Below are 18,379 nucleotides of genomic sequence, written 5' to 3' on the forward strand. Positions count from 1 at the left end.
GGAACGACGAGATGACATCCACGAAGCGTTCCTCGGACTTGCCACCTGCCTCATCACACACCGACACGTCCAACGCCTTTGTTAGGACCTCTTAGACACACTCTGGCATTTCCGAGGTGGTACGCACCCGAGTCAACATCCAAGTGGGCGGCGCAGCCACCGGCGGGTGTGTCAACGTGCCTGCGCTGTGCTGCGCATCAGCCGTTGGTACTTGTTGCTTCCTGACTGGATGCAGATGTGTCCAGAGGGAGTGTCCGGCCGCCCAGCTCATCGCTCCAGAACCAGTCGTCGCCGCTGCCGTCGCCCCACTGTGCGTCGAGGTCGGCGATACTGACACGGTCGATGGACCCGTCGGTGACGATGTCGTTGGACCAGACGTAGCCGTTGCCGTCGGACAGTGCCACATGGCCGACAGAACCGACACCGGGCCACCAGACCGGAGCGCCGGCAGGCGGGGTCGTGTGGTGCCGTGACGTTGTCGCTTCGGCTGCCGCCGCGGCCGTGCCGTGATCATCGATATCGCCCCACGCCTGCGATACGGCACCCAGGCATTGGTGGCTCCAGTCCCTCGAGCCGGAGTCGTGCTGGGCCTTCATGAAGGCGACCGCCGACGCCGCGGACTGCGCCACATCCGGGGATGCCGCCTGAGCAAAGCCTGTCGCCGCCAGGACCAGCACGCCGGAAGTCATCGCTGTGCTCCCGGCCCTGGCCAACGGAATCCTACGTATCCTGGGTACCGGAATCCTGCATATCTTGGGCAGTCGATGCCGGGCGGTCTGCTGTACCTGAGTGGGCATGGTGGGGATGTCTTTCATCGATCTCGGCGGATGCCGAGGTGTGGTCGGCCGGTGTTGGCGAAGCGCGAGTCGCGGGGCTGGGATGCACAGGCCTCGAGGGCATGTCGCCGGGCGTAGTGGAACCGCCAGCTGAGCGCGTGCACCGGTTCGCCTGCCGCCCGCCAGCGCGGTGTGACCCAAAGCCCCGTCCATCTGATGAAGCCTGCGCTTCGGCTGCCTGGTCTGCTGGGCGCTACACAGGACGTCCGGTCGGGGCACGCAGCTGGAAGACCCGCACTGGCAGTGCTGTCAGCGGGCTCACTACCGGACGTCGTCCCGCTCCCAACGGGCCACGTCGACAGCCTTGGTGTCCAGCACCGCACCACGCCGGTGGCGCACGGCGGCCTCGGTGGCGGAGGCGGCCAGGGCCACTTCGCGGGCCTCGTGCGGCAGACAGGCGCGCACGATCCAGGTCTGGGTGCCGCGCGTCTGCTCGACGCCGTCCGTGCGGATGGTGACGGTCCACTGGTACACGGCAATTCCTTAAGGCTTGTGTGTTCCTGGGGCGGGGGCGGTTGCTGCCGGTCGATTCGACACTGGGGTGTTGGCCACCTGTCACGGCTTCGACCTGTCCTCACGGTGACCCGTCGCCGAGGGCCAAGACATCGGTCACCTCACCCAGAAACCGGCAGGTAACTGCTGTGAGCGCACATCGCCAGGACGCCCGCATGGGCCCGGCCCGGCCGCAGGGCGCCGGGCGTGCCCTCGGGTGTCGGCACCCGGCGTGCCAGTCGGCTTGTGGCCGGTGACGCACCGGCTGACGCGTCACCGGCCCAAGCCCTCAGACGTGCTGGCGTTTGGTGGCCGCCGACGGTGACCCGGGCCGTCTGCACTTCGCTGCGGCCCGCCGGGCCGCCCGGCGGGCCCGGTCTATCCCAGTCCGGTCAGCAGGCGCAGCGGCGGCAGCAGGTAGGTGTCGGCCAGGCGGCCGGCGAGGGTGGTGGTGTCGGTGTCCACGGTGGCCCTGCCGCCCCCGGGCAAGGGGTGACCGTGGACCTCGCGCAGCCGGTAGAGCACGGCCTCGGTGCGCCTGGAGCCGCTCTTGACGGCGCGGAAGACAGCCGAGGGCACCTGCACCGGTGCGCTGGGCGGGCTATCGACCACGGCGGTGGCCACCACCGGCCTGGCTATCATCCCCACCGAACGCAGCTGCACCGTCTCGCCGAGGTGGACGGCGTCGACCGCTCCGCCGGCGGTGGGCATCACCAGAACGGGCCGGCCGTCGAGGACCACATATCCCGCCATGGCCGTGCCACCGACCGGAACCGCGCACAGCAGCGCGCCCGCGGCCGCCACCACGCCCAGCCCCAGCAGCCTGCGGCCCCGGCTCCCGCGCCGGCCCTGGCCACGGCGCGGGAACGCGATACGCGCGATGCCGTGAAGCAGGCGGCCGGCTACCAGCGTCACCAGCAGCAGCCACAGCACCGCCCCGGCGACCCCCCACAACAGGATCGAGGGCAGGATCCGGGTGAGCAGGAACCCCATCCAGGCCACAGGGAAGGCCATCGCGGCCAGCCCGAACGGCACCGACCACGGCCGGTCCAGACGCTTTTCGTCACGCGGATGCCCGTACAGCACCCGGCCCAGCCACCCGCGCGCATCGCCCATCGCCTTGTCGCGCAGGAACGGCACATCCACCCGGCCCATCAGGGCCAGATACCCGTCGAGCTTGACGAACGGCAGCAGGTTGAACACCGTACTGATCATGTTGTAACAGGTCAGCAGCCACCAGAACGAGGCCGTCTCCCCCTCGCTCAGCGCCGCGGCAATCGCCGCGCCGGCCGCCACGCCGGCGTTCACCACGACACCGGACAGTGCCACCCGCACCCGCTGCCCGCGATCAGCCAGTTTCCACCCCGCCGAGACATCACAGAAGAAGGCAGGGACGAGGTAGAACAGCATCACCCCGATACGCCGGGGCCGGCCGCCGAAATGGGTCAGCGCCGTGGCATGCCCCAACTCGTGCACCGCACCGACCACGAGCATGGCCGCCCAGACATGGAACACGGCGCCCATCGAGACCGGCGTGCTGACCGCGTGGGCCAGGCCGCGGTGGCCGACGGCCACCGCCACCGCCCCGGCGGCCAGCAGTGCCAGATACAACTGGGGGAACGGGCGCCGGGCCAGCACACCGCCCACCAACCGCAGCACGGCCGTCAGGCGCCGCGGGCGCACCAGCGTGAACTGGAACGTCAAAGGCTTGCGGTAGGCAAAGGCACGCTCGCGCGCGGGAGGCGGCCCGTCAGGGTCCTCAAGCAGCCCGAGCGCGCCCAGCTTCTCCAGCAGTCGCACGGCGCTGTCCTCGCCCACCTCGGTGGACCACTGGGCCAGGACCTCCTCACGGCACCGTGTGCCGTCGAGATCTGCCAGCAGCAGCGCGGCATCGCGCCCCAGCCGCAGATAGCGGCCCCCGGGCAGACTCACCACCGCATGGTCCTGCCCGTCCGTCTGCGCAATCTCCATGCCCTCACGCCGCGCAGGCATCGCCAGCACACGCTCGACCCGGTCCGGAACAGCCGACCGCGAGGGCGCGGGTGCGGGGGCCGCGGGAGGAAGGCACACGGGCGTGGGGGCAGGAGCAGCGGGCGTGGGGGTGGGGATGAGAGGGGAGGAGGCGGTCGCGGGCATGGCAGTCCTTAACGGAAGAGGCAGCAGGGCGAGCACAACAGACCGGGCCGGGCGGGTGAAGCGCCGCCAAGGGCGCTCCACCTACCCGGCCACCAGGCCCAACCGTCAGTTGACGACGGTGCCGGGCGGCAGAGCGTTGAAGAAGTGGGCGAAGTCGGCGCCCGGGTGGCAGATCTGGATGAAATCACCGGGCTGCTCAGTGTCGAACGGCCCGCAGAAGCCCGGGTTGGGGTCGGTGGTGAACCACTGCGAGTCTGCGGGCAGCGGGCGGCCTACGGCAGTTGGCGCGTCCAGCGACTCCAGCTCGTCGATCCCCAGGAACACGGCACGGTCGGTGATGATGGTGGTGGTGTTCTGCATGGTGTTCTACCTATGTCTGTGGTGTGAATTGCGTGGTGCAGGCCCGGAACAGGTCCCCGCGCTGCGGGGCAGAGCCTGCGGGTAGGGCGCAAGGGCACCGGGCAGCCTGTGCTGATGCCTACGGCGCCCGACGGTGACGGCTGGCGGCGCCGGGGCGGGCAGGACGCACGAGCGCCCCACCCTCCCCGGCCAGCCGACCGTCACGAGCCCTGGCAGTGGCCGAAGTGCTGGCAGACGTCGACAACGCCGGTCCAGATGTCATGGCCGGCCTTCTCTGCGTGCTGCCAGCCCGCAGCGTTCGTCGCCGAATCCGACGACCCAATCTGCTGCTGAGCAAGGTGCCCTTCGGTGTTGGCGTCAGCGAACTTGTCCGCGGCATCCCAGAGCCCGGGGCCGGACGGCGCGGCCGACGCGTCCGACGCGGCCGGTGCGGGCGTCTCGAAGTCCGACGCGTCCGGTGCGTCCAGCGACTCCAGCTCGTCAACGCCCAGGAACACGGCGCGGTCGGTGATGGTGGTGGTGGTGGTGTTCTGCATGGTGTTCTCCCTACGTCTGTGGTGTGAATTGCGTGGTGCAGGCACCCAAGGCGGTCCCCGCGCTGCGGGGCAAGCCTGCGCAAGGGCACCGGGCAGCCTGTGCTGATGCCTACGGCGCCCGACGGTGACGGCTGGCGGCGCCGAGGCGGGCAGGACGCAGAGAGCGCCCCACCCTCCCCGGCCAGCCGGCCCGTCAGCTGGTGCCGGCGAAGTGGTTCCAGACGTCGACACTGCCGTCCCAGACATCGTGGGCGGCCTTCTCTGCGTGCTGCCAGCCCGCAGCGTTCGTCGCCGAATCCGACGACCCAATCTGCTGCTGAGCAAGGTGCCCTTCGGTGTTGGCGTCAGCGAACTTGTCCGCGGCATCCCAGAGCCCGCCGCTGGCCGGTGCGGGCGACCCGTCCGGTGCGTCCAGCGACTCCAGCTCGTCAACGCCAAGGAACACGGCGCGGTCGGTGATGGTGATGATGTTCTGCATGGTGTTCTCCCTATGTCTGTGGTGTGGATTGCCTAGTGCAGGGGTGCTGCTTCCTGCCCGTAGGCGGTGGATCAGGAGTCGCTTTGTCGACTCATGTTTGAAGCCTGCCTGGCCCCGGTTCGTGTGTCCCTACGGTGCGCACCACAGGGAATTGAGCGACCCGCTCACCGTCGCCCTTCGGTACCGACCGCAGTGAGTGGGCCGTTCCAGGGGCCGGGAGAGATCCACCGGATCCCCCGGCGGTCCGCCTCCCGCCCCTGCCCGCCTCGTGCCGTCTCCCGGTGCGGGAACGATCAGGCCAGGTCAGGGCCGCTATCGGGCGGCACGGACAACTGCGCCACAGGCTCGGCCCTGAAGGGGCCAAGCCTGTTGACCTGGTTCCAGAGCCTTGATGGCACGTCGTTCCTGCCGGTGGCTGCGGCGGGACGCCTGCGTGCTACGTGCCTGTGGAGGCGGCACTGGGGCAGCTGTCCCGGACTCGAGGACGACCGGCGCACCGCCCACGGCGAGTTGAGCGAGCACGGATGGTTGCTGGCCTCCCTCGCCCGGGAGATCGGCATGCCCGCCGCCCCACTCTTCGGCTGGCGGCGGTGCGGCTGGATCGCCCGGGCGGCAGGACGAACGCCCGCCCCGCCGCTGGATCATCACCGTCGGCGCTGCGAAGGCCGGGCGTCTCCGTGCCCTGCGCAGCATCCCGGACGGGCTTCGCAAGCGGCGCCCATGGGCCGACGGCGTACCAACCCTGAGCACCGGGAACGAAGACGGGCAAGGAGCATGCCCGACCATGAACGAGCGGCCCTGCGCAGCCCGCTGTGCGACGACCCATCTCCGCCGGATCCAAGTCAGGGCTGCAGGAAGGGAGTTGTGCGAGAGTGAGCCAGGCGTGGCCTTCGGCGTACTGTCGCATGCCAGCGGGGCGGGGGGTGTTGAGATGGTCCCGGATGAGGACGGTGGGAGCGCCGGGCTGGAGGTGGGCGCAGACCACCAGGTCGCGGGAGTCGGTCCAGGCATTGCTATTGCGGGTGCCTTTGAAGGGCAGGTGGAAGCGTGGCCGGCAGATCGGCCGGGACGTTTCGCCGTGCTTGTAGCAGCACAGGGCCGCGATCGGGATCCGGCGCCGGGATCGGCCGCGGACCCGCACCACGGGGGTGTGCCCGTACCGTCCCCAGGTGCGGGCTCGGGGTGGCGTCATCGCGAACCCGGCTCGTCCTCGAAGACGTTGTAGGCCCCGAGCGCCGCCGCGGTGTTTCCACCTGCTGCCACACGTCCTTCTTCCACAACTCCATCACGCGCGCGTCGCGTTCCAGTGCCCGCCGGGCCGGGCGCTGGAAGGACCAGCCGTGGCGGCGCATCAGCCGCCACACTCCGGCCACCGAGCAGGTGACCCGGAACTTCCGTGCGCTCACCGTTGTGATCCGCAAGGGTGTCCGCCGCTGGCCCTCCCGGCCCTGCGCGGCCGGGCCCCGGGCCAACTCCCCTTCCAGCTCGGCGAACTGCGCATCGGACAGTCTGGGCACTTGGGGAGGGCCCTTGGACGCAAGCGCCCGCATCCCGCCCTCCCCTCACTCGTGCCGCCGACGTTCCGCCGACCGTTCACTCCCCCGCAGATCCTTCGCGATCACCGCGGTCTTCTCGCCCGAACCGTCTGCCGGCCTCCCGGCGGGTCCGCTCACGGAACTGCTGCCGTTCCGCGGTCAGCCCTCCACTCTGCGCGTACCGACCACTGGCTGTTTTTATCGGGGTGAACGGGTTCAGGCACGCGTTTCGTGAGGTCGATCGTGGCGCTCGCGGCGTCGGTGATGTTGCGTCGCCCAGGGGGCTGTGGCGGTTGGCGTATCAGCGCCGTTCGTATGTGGTCGCCATCGCGTGGAATACGTTTTTCGGCTCCCATCGGGTGTCGTCGAGCATGCGGACGACACCGTAGGAGGCGATGTCGCGCGGTCCGGGCTTGTCGTAGTTGGCGAAGGAGAACCAGAGTGCGGTGTCCACTCCTTCGGCCTCGAAGATGTCCGTGAGTTCGGCGAGGTAGCGCACCTGTTCGTCCTCGTCCGGGATCGCTCCGTGGGGCGGCTGCCAGGCCATGCCACCGAGTTCACCCGCCCCTTGGTAGGCGCAGGTACCGAACTCGGTGATGGCGACGGGCTTGCCGTGGCTGAAGTGCGCGCGTAGGTCGGAGCGGAAGGTGTCGGCGTTGTGGGCGTCCCGGTATGTATCGATGCCGACCAGATCGAAGGGGTGCCAGTCGACGGATTCCCAGGGGCCGGAGGCGTAGGTGACCCGTCCGCCGAAGTGGGCTCGCACTGTTGCGGCGGCTTCGGCGAGGAAGGCATTGACGCGCTCGGGTACCGGTCCGAGGGAGGCCCACCATTCCAAGTCGGCGGTCGCCATGGCGTGTAGGCGGTCGATGTAGGTGGGCCCGGGGAGGAAGCCGTTGCAGAAGACGCTGATCTCGCACCCAGTGACGAACACCACCTCGGCGCCGCTCTGCCGCACGGCCTCGGCCCGCTGCGCGCAGTCGGCGAAGAGCGCGAGCACCTGCTCGGGGGGAAGGTCCACGGGGAAGGGAGCCAACCAGACTTCGAGGCCGGCACCGGCGGCGTGCTGTGCGGCGATGCTCAGCCGTTCCGGGTCGCGCCCGGAGATGCGCACGGCGTCACAGTGCAGCTCACCGGCGATCACCGCCATGTCTTGGCGGACCGTCTCGGGGGTGAAGGTCTTGCGGGAGAGTGCGTCGCCGGGGAGGAATCCGGTGTCGTAGTTGATGCCGCGTGCGCGCATGTCACTGCCCCATCTTGTAGGTGAGTCCGTGTTCCAGCAGGTCGAAGGCGAGCTCGACGTCCTCGGCCAGGGCACGGCCCGCTTCCTTTGGCGATGCGCCGCCGAGCAGGCGGTGGAAGTAGGACTCCTGGAGCGTGAGCAGGGACGCGGCGATCTGAGCCGCCATGAGCGTGGCCGCTGTCTCGCCGTGCTCTTCGGCCAAGACCCGGGCCAGCGCCTGACGCTGCTGGTAGAGCAGGCCGTTGACGGCACTGCTGAGCACGGGGCTGTCGTGGATCACACGCATCTGGGCGATCAGCGCCTCGTGGTTCACCGGCGCCGTCTGCCCGACGACGAATGCGCGGTAGTGGGCCCGCAGCGCCACGAGGGGGGACTCGCCCGGTTGCCGCCGGGCGACGATCCCGGCCGGATCGTCCTCGCCCACCCCCTGGAGTGCGAGGGACTCCTTGGTGGGGAAGTACGTGAACAGCGTCGCCTTGGCCACTTCGGCGGCTTCGGCGATCTCGTTGACCGTCACTGCATCGAAGCCGCGCTCGGCGAACAGCCTCAACGCCACGGCGGCGATCCGCTGCCTGGTTTGTTCCTTCTTGCGCTCACGAAGCCCTGCCACGCACCGATCATATTCAGACTGGGTTCAGAATCAAACTCGGTATGACTTTTTTTGGGGAAACTCGAGAACGGGACTGAAGGCCCCTCGATGGCGCTGGTTCGGCGGCTGGCAGCGGTCAGCAGGAGCTTCCTACGCAGGAGCGGGAACCCGGCCCGCCCAAATAGGGCCGCCTTGAGTGCCTTGAGGCCGTTGACGCGGCCCTCGACGGGGCCGGAGGACCAGTCGGTGCTCCGACCGAAAACGACGCCGTCGAGGTCGGTGATCAACCCGGGCGAAGGAGCCCAGGCCGCAGTGCTCGTCGGCACAGACGTCGGCGATCCACCCGTGCAGCGGGTCGCCTTCGTGGTTGCTCATGATGGTCGCGCGTCCGGACGTGGCCGGTAGCAGCTGTGAGTTCGGGCGAACGGGCCAGCAGCACCTTGAGCAGCAGTTGGTCATCCGCGCGCAGGTGGTCGGGGTGGCTCATGATCCAGCGGGTGGCCTCGCGGGGCGAAGGTAGCCGGACATCGGCGGCCGACCCGAGGCGGGCCGCCGTCCGGGACGCAGCGGGCGGATAGTCGCGCAGGGTGCTGCAGCCGCACCGGGCCCCGCGTTCCTGGAGCTCACCGTGGAGCCGGGCGATGTTTGTACGGCAGCACGATCCACTTCACGAAATCCGTGCCTGAACCCGTTCACCCCGATGGAAACACCACTGGCCTACCACAGGGATCACCCACCGCCACTGCCCGGCATCCCGCCGAAGGGATCAGTAACTACCGTTCAGAGGACGCAGGTTGAGGTCATAACAGGTGCGGGGAGAACTCCGCCGCTTAGCGGCTCCGCTCCAAGGATCCGTTCCTCCCCGAGCTGAAGTCCGGGGTCTCCTGGAAGAATCAGGTGACGCGCGCGGGTGCCGGCCGGGCGGATCATCCGGGACCGGCCACAGGCGCAACGCCCCCTCGGGGGCTGCGCGTTCCCGGGCCCGGCGCGTCAGGCGGCGCTGAGGCTGGGGCGGCTGTGGCTGTGGCTGTCTGACAGCAGCATGGCGGCCAGGCCGTCCCGCTTGACGCCGAGCTTGCGGTAGGCGCCGGACAGGTGGAACTCCACCGCCCGCAGCGTGACGCACAGCTGCTCGGCGATCTGCCGGTTCGTCAGGCCGTGCTTGGCCATCAGGGCCACCCGGTGCTCCTGACGGGTCAGGCCGTGCGGGGCCGGCCCGCGCATCTCGCGCGGGTCCGGGGCGAGTTGGGCAAGGTGCTCCTCGGCCCGTGCCACGACCGGCTCGGCCCCGCACTCACGGGCCAGTTCGGCCGACCGCCGCAGCGCGGTGCGGGCGGCCTCCGGGCGGCCTTGTGCCTGGGCGAGAGCGCCGCAGTCCAGCAGGGCTGCGGCCAGAGCGAGCCGGGAGGGCGAGTCTTCCAGAGCCGTCACGGCCTCGGCGAGCAGTTCGGCCCCCTCGTCGCCGCCGACCGCCGTGCCCAGTGCGTGCAGGGCGACGCCGATGGCGCGGGGTGTCCCCCACCGCCGGGCGTCACGCAGCTCGTCCTCGGCCAGCTCCCGGGCGCGCTCGTGGCGGCCGAGTGCGGTGTAGGCCGCGGCGGCCCGCGACCTCCAGGGGAGCGCGGCGGGGTTGCACAGCTGCCACACCGCGGCTCGGCGGCCGCACTCCTCCAAGTCCTCGATGGCGCCGTGCAGATCGCCCTCGGCGATCCGCAGTCCGCCCCTGGCGCACAGGACGAAGTTGTGGTGGAGGAGTTCGGGGAGCCTGCTCGTCAGCAGGCCGCACCGGGACAGCAACTCCCCCGCCTCATCAACCCGCCCGGCCGCCACGAGGACGTCGACAAGCCAGGCGACGCACGGCATCGCGTCGGTGTCCGTCTCAAGGGCAGTTCCGCAGGCCTCGAAGGTCCTCAGGGCGTCCGAGAAACGGCCGGCGGCTTCCGCCAGGTTGCCGGAGGCGAACGACTGCAGCCCGTGAGCCACCGCCATGACGGCGCCGGCCCGCGGCGAGCCGCACTCCCGGGCGATGCGGTCGCCCACCGCGTAGCACTCCTCGATTGCCCCGGAATCGTCGGTGCGGGCCAGTGCGGACAGCGAGTGGTAGCCGGGCGGGCGGAAGAAGAGCGCATCCGCTCCGGCCAGCGCCTGGCGGGTGAACTGCACGACTTCTTCGCGTGACTCGCCGTGCCAGCCCTTGACCGCGGCCAAGAAGGCCAGCCGGGACCTCTGCAGGTCGGGTCTGTCGGGCACTCCCGTCGCCAGCCGCTCGATCCGCGTATGGGCGTCGGCCACCGTCTCCATCCGCAGGAACTGCGACGCCATCGCCATCGAGCCCAGCGCCCAGGTGAGGTCACGGTCGTCCGGGTCGAGTCCGGCGAGCACGGCGTCGGCCACGGCCACGGCCTCCTCGTGAGCGGAGACCATGGACAGCGCGGGGACGAGGCTGAGCGCCGCCCGCGCGGCCTCGTGTGCGTCGGCCGCCCCGTCCAGCGCTGATCGCAGCCGGGCGATGCCCGTGGTGGGGTTGAAGGCGAGCTCGGCGCTGCCCAGCTCGCACAGCACAGCGGCGTGCTGCTGTGCTGCCAGGGGCTGATGCAGGGCGTGCTGCAGATACGTCGCGGCTGCGTCGGGCGCGCCCCGCGCCTCGGCCAGTTGCGCGGCCCGGCGCAGTGCGTCGACCGCCCAGGGCAGTACCACGCTGCCCGCATGCAGGAGGTGGGCGGCGATCTGCTCGGCCGGTGCTTGAGCCTCGCGCAGCAGCTGCGCGGCCTTGGCGTGCGTGGCGATCCGGGCGCCGGCGGGGGCGCTTTCCAGTACGGCGTTGCGGACGAAGGAGTGGATGAAGGCCAGCGGGTAGGTGTTCTGCAGCACCTTCATCCCGGCCAGGGTGTCCAGGGCGTGAGCCGCGGTGCCCAGGTCGAGTCCGGCCAGGCTTGAGGCGAGGCCGAATTCGGCCCGGTCGCCGAGAATGGCGACGGCGTGGGCCAGTGCGGCGGCACCGGGGCAGGACCTGAACCGCGACCGCAGGCGCTCCGCCACCACCGGTGAGCCCAGCCCGCGGACCTGCTGCGCGGTGATCTGGGCGCGGTGGTCTCCGCGTTGCTCCAGCGTGCGCAGCAGCTCGGCCAGCAGGAACGGATTCCCCCCGGTGACCTCGCAGCATGCCAGGGCGAGATCCTCATCGGCACTGTCGCCCACTGCCCACCGCACCAGGTGCCCGACCTCGGCGGGCTCCAGGGCCGCCAGCGGGATCGGCCGTGCCGCTGCGGTCAGGTCCTGGAGCGGTTCTTCGGCGTGCGGCTGCTCGCCTTCCGTCGTGCACAGGACCAGCACGATGGGCAGCGCCGCGAAGCGGTGCACCGCGTACGACAAGAAGCGCAGGGAGGGGGCGTCAGCGAGGTGGGCGTCGTCCACGGCCAGGAGCAGCGGGGTTTGGTCGGCGAGTGAGCCCAGCAGCCGGTACAGCGCATGGTGGGTCGTGAAGCTCGCCTGGGCGCTGGGCAGCGCGTCGAAGCCGCGGTCGCGCAGCACGGCCGCCGCAGGGAGCCCCGCCGCGTCCACCAGCGCCTCGCGCTGCGGGTCGTCGATCTCCGCGAGCAGTCCCCCGAAAAGCTGGCGGGCGACACCGAAGGCGAACTCGCGCTCCAGCGGAGCACCACGGGCGCGTCCCACGGTGATGCCGCGCTCACCGGCCGCGGCCACCACCTCATCGAGCAGCGAGGATTTCCCGATGCCGGCCTCACCGGTGAGAAGGACGACCGATGCGTGGCCGTCGACGGCCACTGACAACGACTCCTGCAGTGCGCCCAGTTCGGCGCTCCGCCCGATGAAGGGAGGAAGTTCTCGTTCCACGTGGCGATTCAACGTATCGAACCCATTCACTGAGGAATACGGGAAATACCGGAACTACTCCAGCGCCTTCGTCCCTGGAGGAACCACGGGATGACGACGGTGTCCGAGGTGGGCCGCCCGCTCTCGGAGTGTGCGGGCCACACCGGCTCCACAAAGACGCCTGGCGGCGTCGCTACCGCGATCTGCCGGTGATCCGATCGAAGTAGCCCGTGACGGCTCGCCTCTGCTACTGGTCTGGGTAACGGGTCGAAAAGGGGGGTGAACCGTTTCAGGTCTGCCGCTGGATTGGGAAACCTTCTCCCGTGTACCGCCCCCGGTCAGAGGCGCGCGGTGGTTGCTGTGTCATCACCCGTTACAGCGGAGTTGTCAGCGGGGCGGCCACGGGAAGCCGTCCTGCTCCCGGGGAGTCACGTCGACGGCTGTGGTGTCCAGCGCCGCTCCACGCCGGTGGCGCATGGCGTCGTCGGTGGCGGAGGCGGCCAGGGCCACTTCGCGGGCCTGCTGCGGGAGGTCGGCAGACACGATCCAGGTCTGCGTGCCGCGCACCGGCTCGGCGCCGACCGTGCGGATGGTGGGGATGGTGACGGTCCACTGGTACATGGCATCTCCTTGGCTGGTGACTGGCTGGTGATCCCGAGTGCGGGGGTGGTGCTGCCGGGCGGCCCGGTACGGGGGTGGCGGTTCGCCTGCCGCGGCTTTGATCTGCCTTCACGATGACCCGCCACCGAGGGGGGAGACATCGGTCACCTCACCCAGAAACCGGCCAGTAGTACACGGGGCGGTCTCGCCCAGACACCGTCAGGGCGGTGCCATCACCGCAATCCGCACCCCGCACCCCGCACCCCGCACCCCGCACCCACCGATACCCTGCCGGGCCCGCAGGCCCGGCGACGGCGCGCCCCAGGGCGCGAGCCTGTCTTCAAGACGTCGCCGGGCAGATGCCCGTACAGCCGCCGAAAGCATTCCAGGACCATTCCAGGACACGGTCACCGGACCGCCGCACCGGGGCGGCTGCCGACGGTGTTGCCGACACCCGGTGTGCCCGGTCGGGGCTGAAGGCGTGGCCACCAGGCCGGTGAGCGGACGGGGTGCACGCGAGCCCGGCCCGGCCACCTTGCCCTCTGAGGGCGAAGCCGGCGCGGCCGTCGGCCAGGGGGTGCGAGACGGTGCCGGGGCCGGCGGCGTCCGCGGCTGCCGCCGCATTGTCATCCCGACACCTTGATGTCGGTGAACACCGGGATGTTGAACGCGTCGAGCGCGACGTCGGACCCTTCGCTGGAGTAGCCCGCGGTGCCGCTTTGGTACCACAGCTCGATGACCGGCAAGTCCTCGGCAAGCACCTGCTCGGCCTGCCGGGACGGACCCACGACGCCGACAAGGCGGAGACCCGGCGCGCCAGATTGCTGGCGCGCCGGGTCTGGTGGCGACGGAGAACGTCGGTCAGTAGGCCCCGTGAACGTTGTCGATGGACCCGTAGGTCTTGGCGGCGTAGTTGCACGCGGCGGTGATGTTGGCGACCGGGTCGTAGAGGTCCGTGGACGTACCCGGCACGTGGAAGGCGGCGAAGGTGGGCTGGATGACCTGGAGGAGTCCTTCGGAGGGCGTTCCAGCCGCCGCGTTGGAGTCCGAGTTGTTGGTGGCCAGCGGGTTGCCCGACGACTCGCGCATGACGTTGCGGTAGATGCCGTCATAGGTGCCCGGGATGCCGTGCTGGGCCATGATGGCGAGGGACTGTTTGATCCAGCCGTCGAGGTTATTGGCGTACGGCGACACGTTCGTCACGGCGGCGGTGTTCTGGGTGGGGAGGCTGGCCGACGGTGCGGAGCGGTCGGCCCGGCCGGACGCGGCGTCCTGGGAGGTGCTCGCCTGGTCGGCGGGGGTTGCCGCGGCGGTCGGCCTGGCGGCCGCGAGGGCGGGCGCTGCAACCTTGACGGCCGTGCCGGTGTGGACCGCTGCCGGTGCGGCAGCGGCCGTGGCCGCACCGATCACCGGAATGACGAGCACGGCGCCGCCCACACCGGCGGCGAGGCCCCGGGTCAGCGAGCGGAAGGTGGGCATGGTGACGGTCCACTGGGACATGGCAATTCCTTGGCTGGTGATCGGCTGGTGACCCCGGATGCGGGGGCGGTACTGCCGGGCGGCCCGGCACAGAGGTGGCGGTTCGCCTGCCACGGCTTTGATCCGTCATCACCATCACCCGCCACCCATGGGCAGAACATCGGTCACCTCACCCAGAAACCCGCCGGTAACGCACGGAGTTGGAGTCCCCGGGCACTGTCATGGCGGCGCCGTCACCGCCATCCGCACCCCCCACACACCGACGGCCCGCCGGGCCCGGGCAGAGCCGGCGCCGGTGGGCGACGGCCAGGTGCACGCGGCGCTGGAGGCCGCGCGCCGGGGCCGCGGCTGGGCGGGGCGGCGTGGTGGCGGAGGAAGCGCCGAGCGCCCCGGCGAGGCGGGCGATGCCCAGCGGATGAGCCCGGCGCTTGCCGAAGCGCATCAGCCGACCGGGAGCCCCGGTCGGCTGCGCCGCTCCGGGGCCGCGCCCGGCGAGGCGGAGGGACTGGCCGGCCACCGCGGCCGGCCACCTGATGGCCCGAAACCGCGGCACTGCCGCCGAACTCCCTGAGCAGGCCTGGGCTGCAGCCGGTCCGGCCGACCCGCCGACATCCGCATGTCCGCCACTCACAGAGAAGCCCACAGGCAACAAGGCGTGGTTGCCCTCGGGGCGGTGCGAGGCAGCCGCTACACCTGGGCGCCGCCCGACAAATTCGGCTACCGTATGTATATTTATGTCACTTATGGTGCCGTTCTCTGTGGGGCGGCCCGGTGCGAGGCAGGTCGATATGGGAAAACCGCCCGACGGCGGAGGCGCTCCGGGCTCGGCACCGGTGGGACGCGAGGACGAGATGCACACGGTGGTCGAGGCCGCCCGCCGGGCCTCGGCGGGGCACGGCATCGTCGTACTGGTCACAGGTGAGCCCGGCATCGGGAAGACGACCCTGATGGATGCCCTGGCCCCGGAACTGGCCAGGGCAGGGCTGCAGGTGTGCCGCGGGGCGGCGGGAGTGCTGGAGACACGGCTGCCGTTCAGCGCCATCGGAGACTGTCTGGATCTCACCCCGCGCTCGGAGCACCGCGGACGGGCGGCCGTGGCGGCCCGGATCCAGGGGGATCCGGGCGGTGAATGGCAGCCGCCGGCGATGGGCCACGAGATGGGGCTGGCTCAGCAAGTCGTCGCACTGGTGGAGGACCTGTGCGAGCAGGGCCCGCTCGCGCTCGTACTCGATGACGCTCAGTGGGCGGACAGCCAGAGTCTGCTGTGCCTGCAGCGGATCAGCCGGGTGGCCGGGCAGCTCCCGCTGCTGGTGCTGCTGGCAACGCGTTCGGGACAGAGCACACCGGAACTGGACACTCTCACCGACAGCCTGGTCGCGCAGGGTGCGGTCACCGTCCCCCTGCGGCCGCTGTCCGAGTCCGAGACGGCCCGGCTGCTGGACCAGCTCACCGGTGGGGCTCCCGCCCCGGAGCTGAGCCGGAGGTCTGGTGAGGCGGCGGGCAACCCCTTCTATCTCACCGCTCTGGTCGCCACCCTCGATGCCACGCGGCGCCACAGTGCCACCGCGGATACGAAGGGCGCCTTCGCGGGAGCGGACCTGGGCTCGCTTCACGAGGTGATCATGCAGCGGCTGGGATTCCTGCCACCCGAGGTGGCGGCGCTGCTGCAGGCCGCCGCGTTGCTGGGCAGCCGATTCTCCGTGAGTGAACTGGCCGCCGCCACCGCAGTACCGCCGCAGGAGTTGTTCCCGCGCCTGGAAGTGGCCGAGCGCGCCGGTGTCCTCATCGAGGAGGGAGAAGACCTCTGCTTCCAGCACGACCTGGTCCGCCGGGCCCTGGAGGAGAGGCTGCCCCTCTCGGCCCGGCAGGCCATGCACCAACAGCTGGGGCTGGCGCTGGCGGCCGCCGGGCACCGGGTCGAGCGCGTCGCCGACCAGCTACGGCGCTCCGGGTCCACCCTCGGCGAGGAGGGGCTGGCCTGGCTCGACACCGCTGCCGACCGCCTGGCGGCCCGGGACCCGGACACTGCCGTCGAACTGCTCCAGCGTGCGCTGTCCGTGGCGGACCCGGCCGACCCCCGAGCCGAACGCCTGCGGGTGGTCTGGGCCGGCGCCCTGTTGCACCAGAGCCGCGCGCAGGAGTGCCGTCAGGTCGCCACGGATGCCCTGGCCACCGTACGCAATCCGGATCTGCGCACCAAGCTGCGGTGGATCCTGGTGTGCAACGCACGCGCCGAGGTCTGCGCCGATGCCCTTCGCACTCTTCATACCGGGATCCGCCTCACGCAGGAAGCCCGGGCCCACCCGGACACCAGCGAGGCCGAGCGCCGGAAGTTCACCGCCTACTACGCCTTCCTCCTCACTGAACTCGGCGACTACGACCAGGCACGGCACGTCGCAGAGGGCGTACTTGCCGCAGACACCGAGCAGGCCGATGGCGCCGCCTCACAAGCCCTTGCGGTGCTCTCCTTGGTGGAACTGTGCGCCCACCACCCAGGCAAGGCATGGGAGCTGCTCGAACACGCGCCTGGGCACGGGTTTCGCGCGAACCACTACCGGGCCAGCGCGCTCCTGGACCTGGGCCGTTTCCCCGAGGCCGTCGCAGTCCTGCGGCAGCCGTTCGGGGAAAGCACCGCCCCCGAGGCTGCGGGACACATGCTCTGGCAGCACCTGTACAGCGCCTACGTCCAGTTCGTCGGCGGGGCCTGGGACGACGCCCGGGCCGAGGTCGAGGCCGGTCAGGAACTCGCCGAGTACGGCGACACCAGCAGAGGACTGAACGGACTGGGAGCACTGATCGCTCTGCACCGCGGTGACCTGCCGGCCGCCGAGACCTACCTGCTCCAAGCGCCGATCCAGTCGCCCTACACACCCGGCGACGCGTTCACCGGATCCTTCCCGCGCTGGGCCCACGCCCGCTACGAGCAGTACCGCGGCCGCCCCGCCCAAGCCCTCCAGCTGTTCGAGCACCTGTGCTACCACGACAGCCGGGACCTGCAGGCCGTATGGCTGGCCGTCCTGGCACCCGAGGTCGTCAGCCTCGCCCTGGAGATGGGCCAAAGCGACCGGGCACGCGACCTGTACGCCTTCGTGACAGACCAGGCCGAACACGCCGAACCCGGCGTCTTCCAACCCGCCCTGCTGCACTGCCAAGGACTCCTCGAAGACCGCACGGACGCACTCCTCGCGGCCGCCGACCAGTGCCGTGCCCTCCACCGGCCCTGGCACGAAGCACGCTGCCACGAAGACACCGCCGCACTCCTGGCCCGGCGCGACCACCGGGCCGACGCCCGCCACGAACTGGACCTGGCCGCCGCCGGCTATCAGAGTCTGGACGCCGCCTGGGGCCTCGCCCGTGTCGACGCTGCCTTGCGCGCCCTCGGCTACCGGCGCGGCGTACGCGGCCCCCGCCGGCGCCCCAGCCACGGCTGGGACAGCCTGACCACCACCGAACTGAAAGTCGCCGGCCTCGTCGCCGAAGGCCTGTCCAACCCCCACATCGCCGGCCAGCTGTTCATCTCCCGCAGCACCGTACAGACCCACGTCTCCAGCATCCTGTCCAAACTCGACGTCACCTCCCGCATCGAAGTCGCCGCCCACCTCACCCAGCACAGCCCGAGCACGACGTGACCGGCGGGACGCCGCGGCCAGCACACGCACACCCGAGTACTCCGCAGGCGGCCGGACCCTGGTGATGGCGCCCACCCTGGACCTTCTGGTACAGACCGCCCAGGCATGCCGCCCTGATCAGCCACAACTCACCGATGGTGGCCGTGTGTTCGCTGGACAACGACGCGGTCCTCACCTCGCTGGGAGTCCGGTCACCACCAACCTGATCCAGCTCGCCCTGCGGGCCGGGCACGGGCCGGCTGTCGCACTTCGCCACGTACGCCGACCGCGACGACCGCAGGCGTGTCGCCCACACGCACAACGGAACACCTCAAGGGCATGGCCCACGGCTTCTCCGCTCGCCTTCTCGGCGGCGAGCGTCTGTGGCATCGCGGGCGCCTTCTCCGTCCTCGACGACCGCCGGAAGGGTTGACGACGGCGACCGGGCGCGGACGTGAGTGAAGCCAAGCGAGCCGGTGTCCAGCGTCTGCCGCAAGCTCGACATCAACCGGAGCGGCCTGGCTGCGGTGCTACTGCCCGATGACCCGCGCCCGCGCATGCCCCTCGCAGCGTGAGCGCATCAAGGGGGGCAACCAGCAGCCAGCCAGGCAGGGAGCCGTGCCGGCGTGGCCCCTGGGGTGGGGCAGGTGCGAGAC

General features: G+C 70.7%; 14 protein-coding genes. 1 reads left to right on the plus strand and 13 read right to left on the minus strand.

The window, feature by feature from the left end; genetic code table 11:
* Positions 1–197: 197 nt before the first annotated feature.
* From ACIQ8J_RS31055 to ACIQ8J_RS31115, 13 genes are all read right to left on the minus strand, one after another.
* Positions 198–689, minus strand: a complete 492-nt coding sequence (locus ACIQ8J_RS31055) for a hypothetical protein (protein ID WP_403276158.1) — start codon at positions 687–689, stop codon at positions 198–200.
* 408 nt (positions 690–1,097) lie between these two features.
* The gene (locus ACIQ8J_RS31060; protein WP_403276161.1) at positions 1,098–1,310 is read right to left on the minus strand and encodes a hypothetical protein; all 213 of its coding nucleotides are present in this window, start codon (positions 1,308–1,310) and stop codon (positions 1,098–1,100) included.
* A gap of 396 nt (positions 1,311–1,706) precedes the next feature.
* Positions 1,707–3,299 (minus strand): daptide biosynthesis intramembrane metalloprotease, encoded by a 1,593-nt coding sequence (gene mpaP / locus ACIQ8J_RS31065; RefSeq protein ID WP_403276164.1) that lies wholly within the window; start codon positions 3,297–3,299, stop codon positions 1,707–1,709.
* Positions 3,300–3,569: 270 nt separating this feature from the next.
* Positions 3,570–3,824, minus strand: coding sequence for a hypothetical protein (locus ACIQ8J_RS31070; RefSeq protein WP_403276166.1), 255 nt, complete (start codon positions 3,822–3,824; stop codon positions 3,570–3,572).
* 200 nt (positions 3,825–4,024) lie between these two features.
* A complete protein-coding gene (locus ACIQ8J_RS31075) occupies positions 4,025–4,360 on the minus strand; it encodes a hypothetical protein (RefSeq protein WP_403276168.1) in 336 nt (111 codons plus the stop codon).
* A gap of 193 nt (positions 4,361–4,553) precedes the next feature.
* Positions 4,554–4,838, minus strand: a complete 285-nt coding sequence (locus ACIQ8J_RS31080) for a hypothetical protein (protein ID WP_403276171.1) — start codon at positions 4,836–4,838, stop codon at positions 4,554–4,556.
* 1,013 nt (positions 4,839–5,851) lie between these two features.
* Positions 5,852–6,388 carry a winged helix-turn-helix domain-containing protein gene (locus ACIQ8J_RS31085; protein WP_403276173.1) on the minus strand — a complete coding sequence of 179 codons (537 nt, stop codon included), beginning with the start codon at positions 6,386–6,388 and terminating at the stop codon, positions 5,852–5,854.
* 286 nt (positions 6,389–6,674) lie between these two features.
* Positions 6,675–7,616, minus strand: a complete 942-nt coding sequence (locus ACIQ8J_RS31090; protein WP_403276175.1) for a hypothetical protein — start codon at positions 7,614–7,616, stop codon at positions 6,675–6,677.
* A 1-nt stretch (position 7,617) separates the two neighbouring features.
* Positions 7,618–8,226 carry a TetR family transcriptional regulator gene (locus ACIQ8J_RS31095; RefSeq protein WP_403276176.1) on the minus strand — a complete coding sequence of 203 codons (609 nt, stop codon included), beginning with the start codon at positions 8,224–8,226 and terminating at the stop codon, positions 7,618–7,620.
* 969 nt (positions 8,227–9,195) lie between these two features.
* Positions 9,196–12,057, minus strand: coding sequence for a helix-turn-helix transcriptional regulator (locus tag ACIQ8J_RS31100; RefSeq protein ID WP_403276177.1), 2,862 nt, complete (start codon positions 12,055–12,057; stop codon positions 9,196–9,198).
* 366 nt (positions 12,058–12,423) lie between these two features.
* Positions 12,424–12,657, minus strand: a complete 234-nt coding sequence (locus tag ACIQ8J_RS31105; RefSeq protein ID WP_403276179.1) for a hypothetical protein — start codon at positions 12,655–12,657, stop codon at positions 12,424–12,426.
* A gap of 605 nt (positions 12,658–13,262) precedes the next feature.
* Entirely contained in the window at positions 13,263–13,397 is a 135-nt protein-coding gene (locus ACIQ8J_RS31110; protein ID WP_403608018.1) for a hypothetical protein, read from the minus strand.
* 100 nt (positions 13,398–13,497) lie between these two features.
* Complete coding sequence (locus ACIQ8J_RS31115) at positions 13,498–14,136, minus strand: transglycosylase SLT domain-containing protein (protein WP_403276182.1); 639 nt, start codon at positions 14,134–14,136, stop codon at positions 13,498–13,500.
* 767 nt (positions 14,137–14,903) lie between these two features.
* Between ACIQ8J_RS31115 and ACIQ8J_RS31120 the strand changes: the two genes are divergently transcribed.
* A complete protein-coding gene (locus ACIQ8J_RS31120; RefSeq protein ID WP_403276183.1) occupies positions 14,904–17,744 on the plus strand; it encodes an AAA family ATPase in 2,841 nt (946 codons plus the stop codon).
* Positions 17,745–18,379 lie beyond the last annotated feature (635 nt).

It is taken from the genome of Streptomyces sp. NPDC094147 (assembly GCF_044764265.1).
Lineage (GTDB): Bacteria > Actinomycetota > Actinomycetes > Streptomycetales > Streptomycetaceae > Streptomyces.

Bases quoted from the DNA above. Each gene is read 5' to 3' on its own strand.
- ACIQ8J_RS31055 (WP_403276158.1), bottom strand. From the start codon at position 689: ATGACTTCCGGCGTGCTGGTCCTGGCGGCGACAGGCTTTGCTCAGGCG.
- mpaP (WP_403276164.1), bottom strand. From the start codon at position 3,299: ATGGAGATTGCGCAGACGGACGGGCAGGACCATGCGGTGGTGAGTCTG.
- ACIQ8J_RS31070 (WP_403276166.1), bottom strand. From the start codon at position 3,824: ATGCAGAACACCACCACCATCATCACCGACCGTGCCGTGTTCCTGGGG.
- ACIQ8J_RS31075 (WP_403276168.1), bottom strand. From the start codon at position 4,360: ATGCAGAACACCACCACCACCACCATCACCGACCGCGCCGTGTTCCTG.
- ACIQ8J_RS31080 (WP_403276171.1), bottom strand. From the start codon at position 4,838: ATGCAGAACATCATCACCATCACCGACCGCGCCGTGTTCCTTGGCGTT.
- ACIQ8J_RS31085 (WP_403276173.1), bottom strand. From the start codon at position 6,388: ATGCGGGCGCTTGCGTCCAAGGGCCCTCCCCAAGTGCCCAGACTGTCC.
- ACIQ8J_RS31090 (WP_403276175.1), bottom strand. From the start codon at position 7,616: ATGCGCGCACGCGGCATCAACTACGACACCGGATTCCTCCCCGGCGAC.
- ACIQ8J_RS31105 (WP_403276179.1), bottom strand. From the start codon at position 12,657: ATGTACCAGTGGACCGTCACCATCCCCACCATCCGCACGGTCGGCGCC.
- ACIQ8J_RS31115 (WP_403276182.1), bottom strand. From the start codon at position 14,136: ATGTCCCAGTGGACCGTCACCATGCCCACCTTCCGCTCGCTGACCCGG.
- ACIQ8J_RS31120 (WP_403276183.1), top strand. From the start codon at position 14,904: ATGGGAAAACCGCCCGACGGCGGAGGCGCTCCGGGCTCGGCACCGGTG.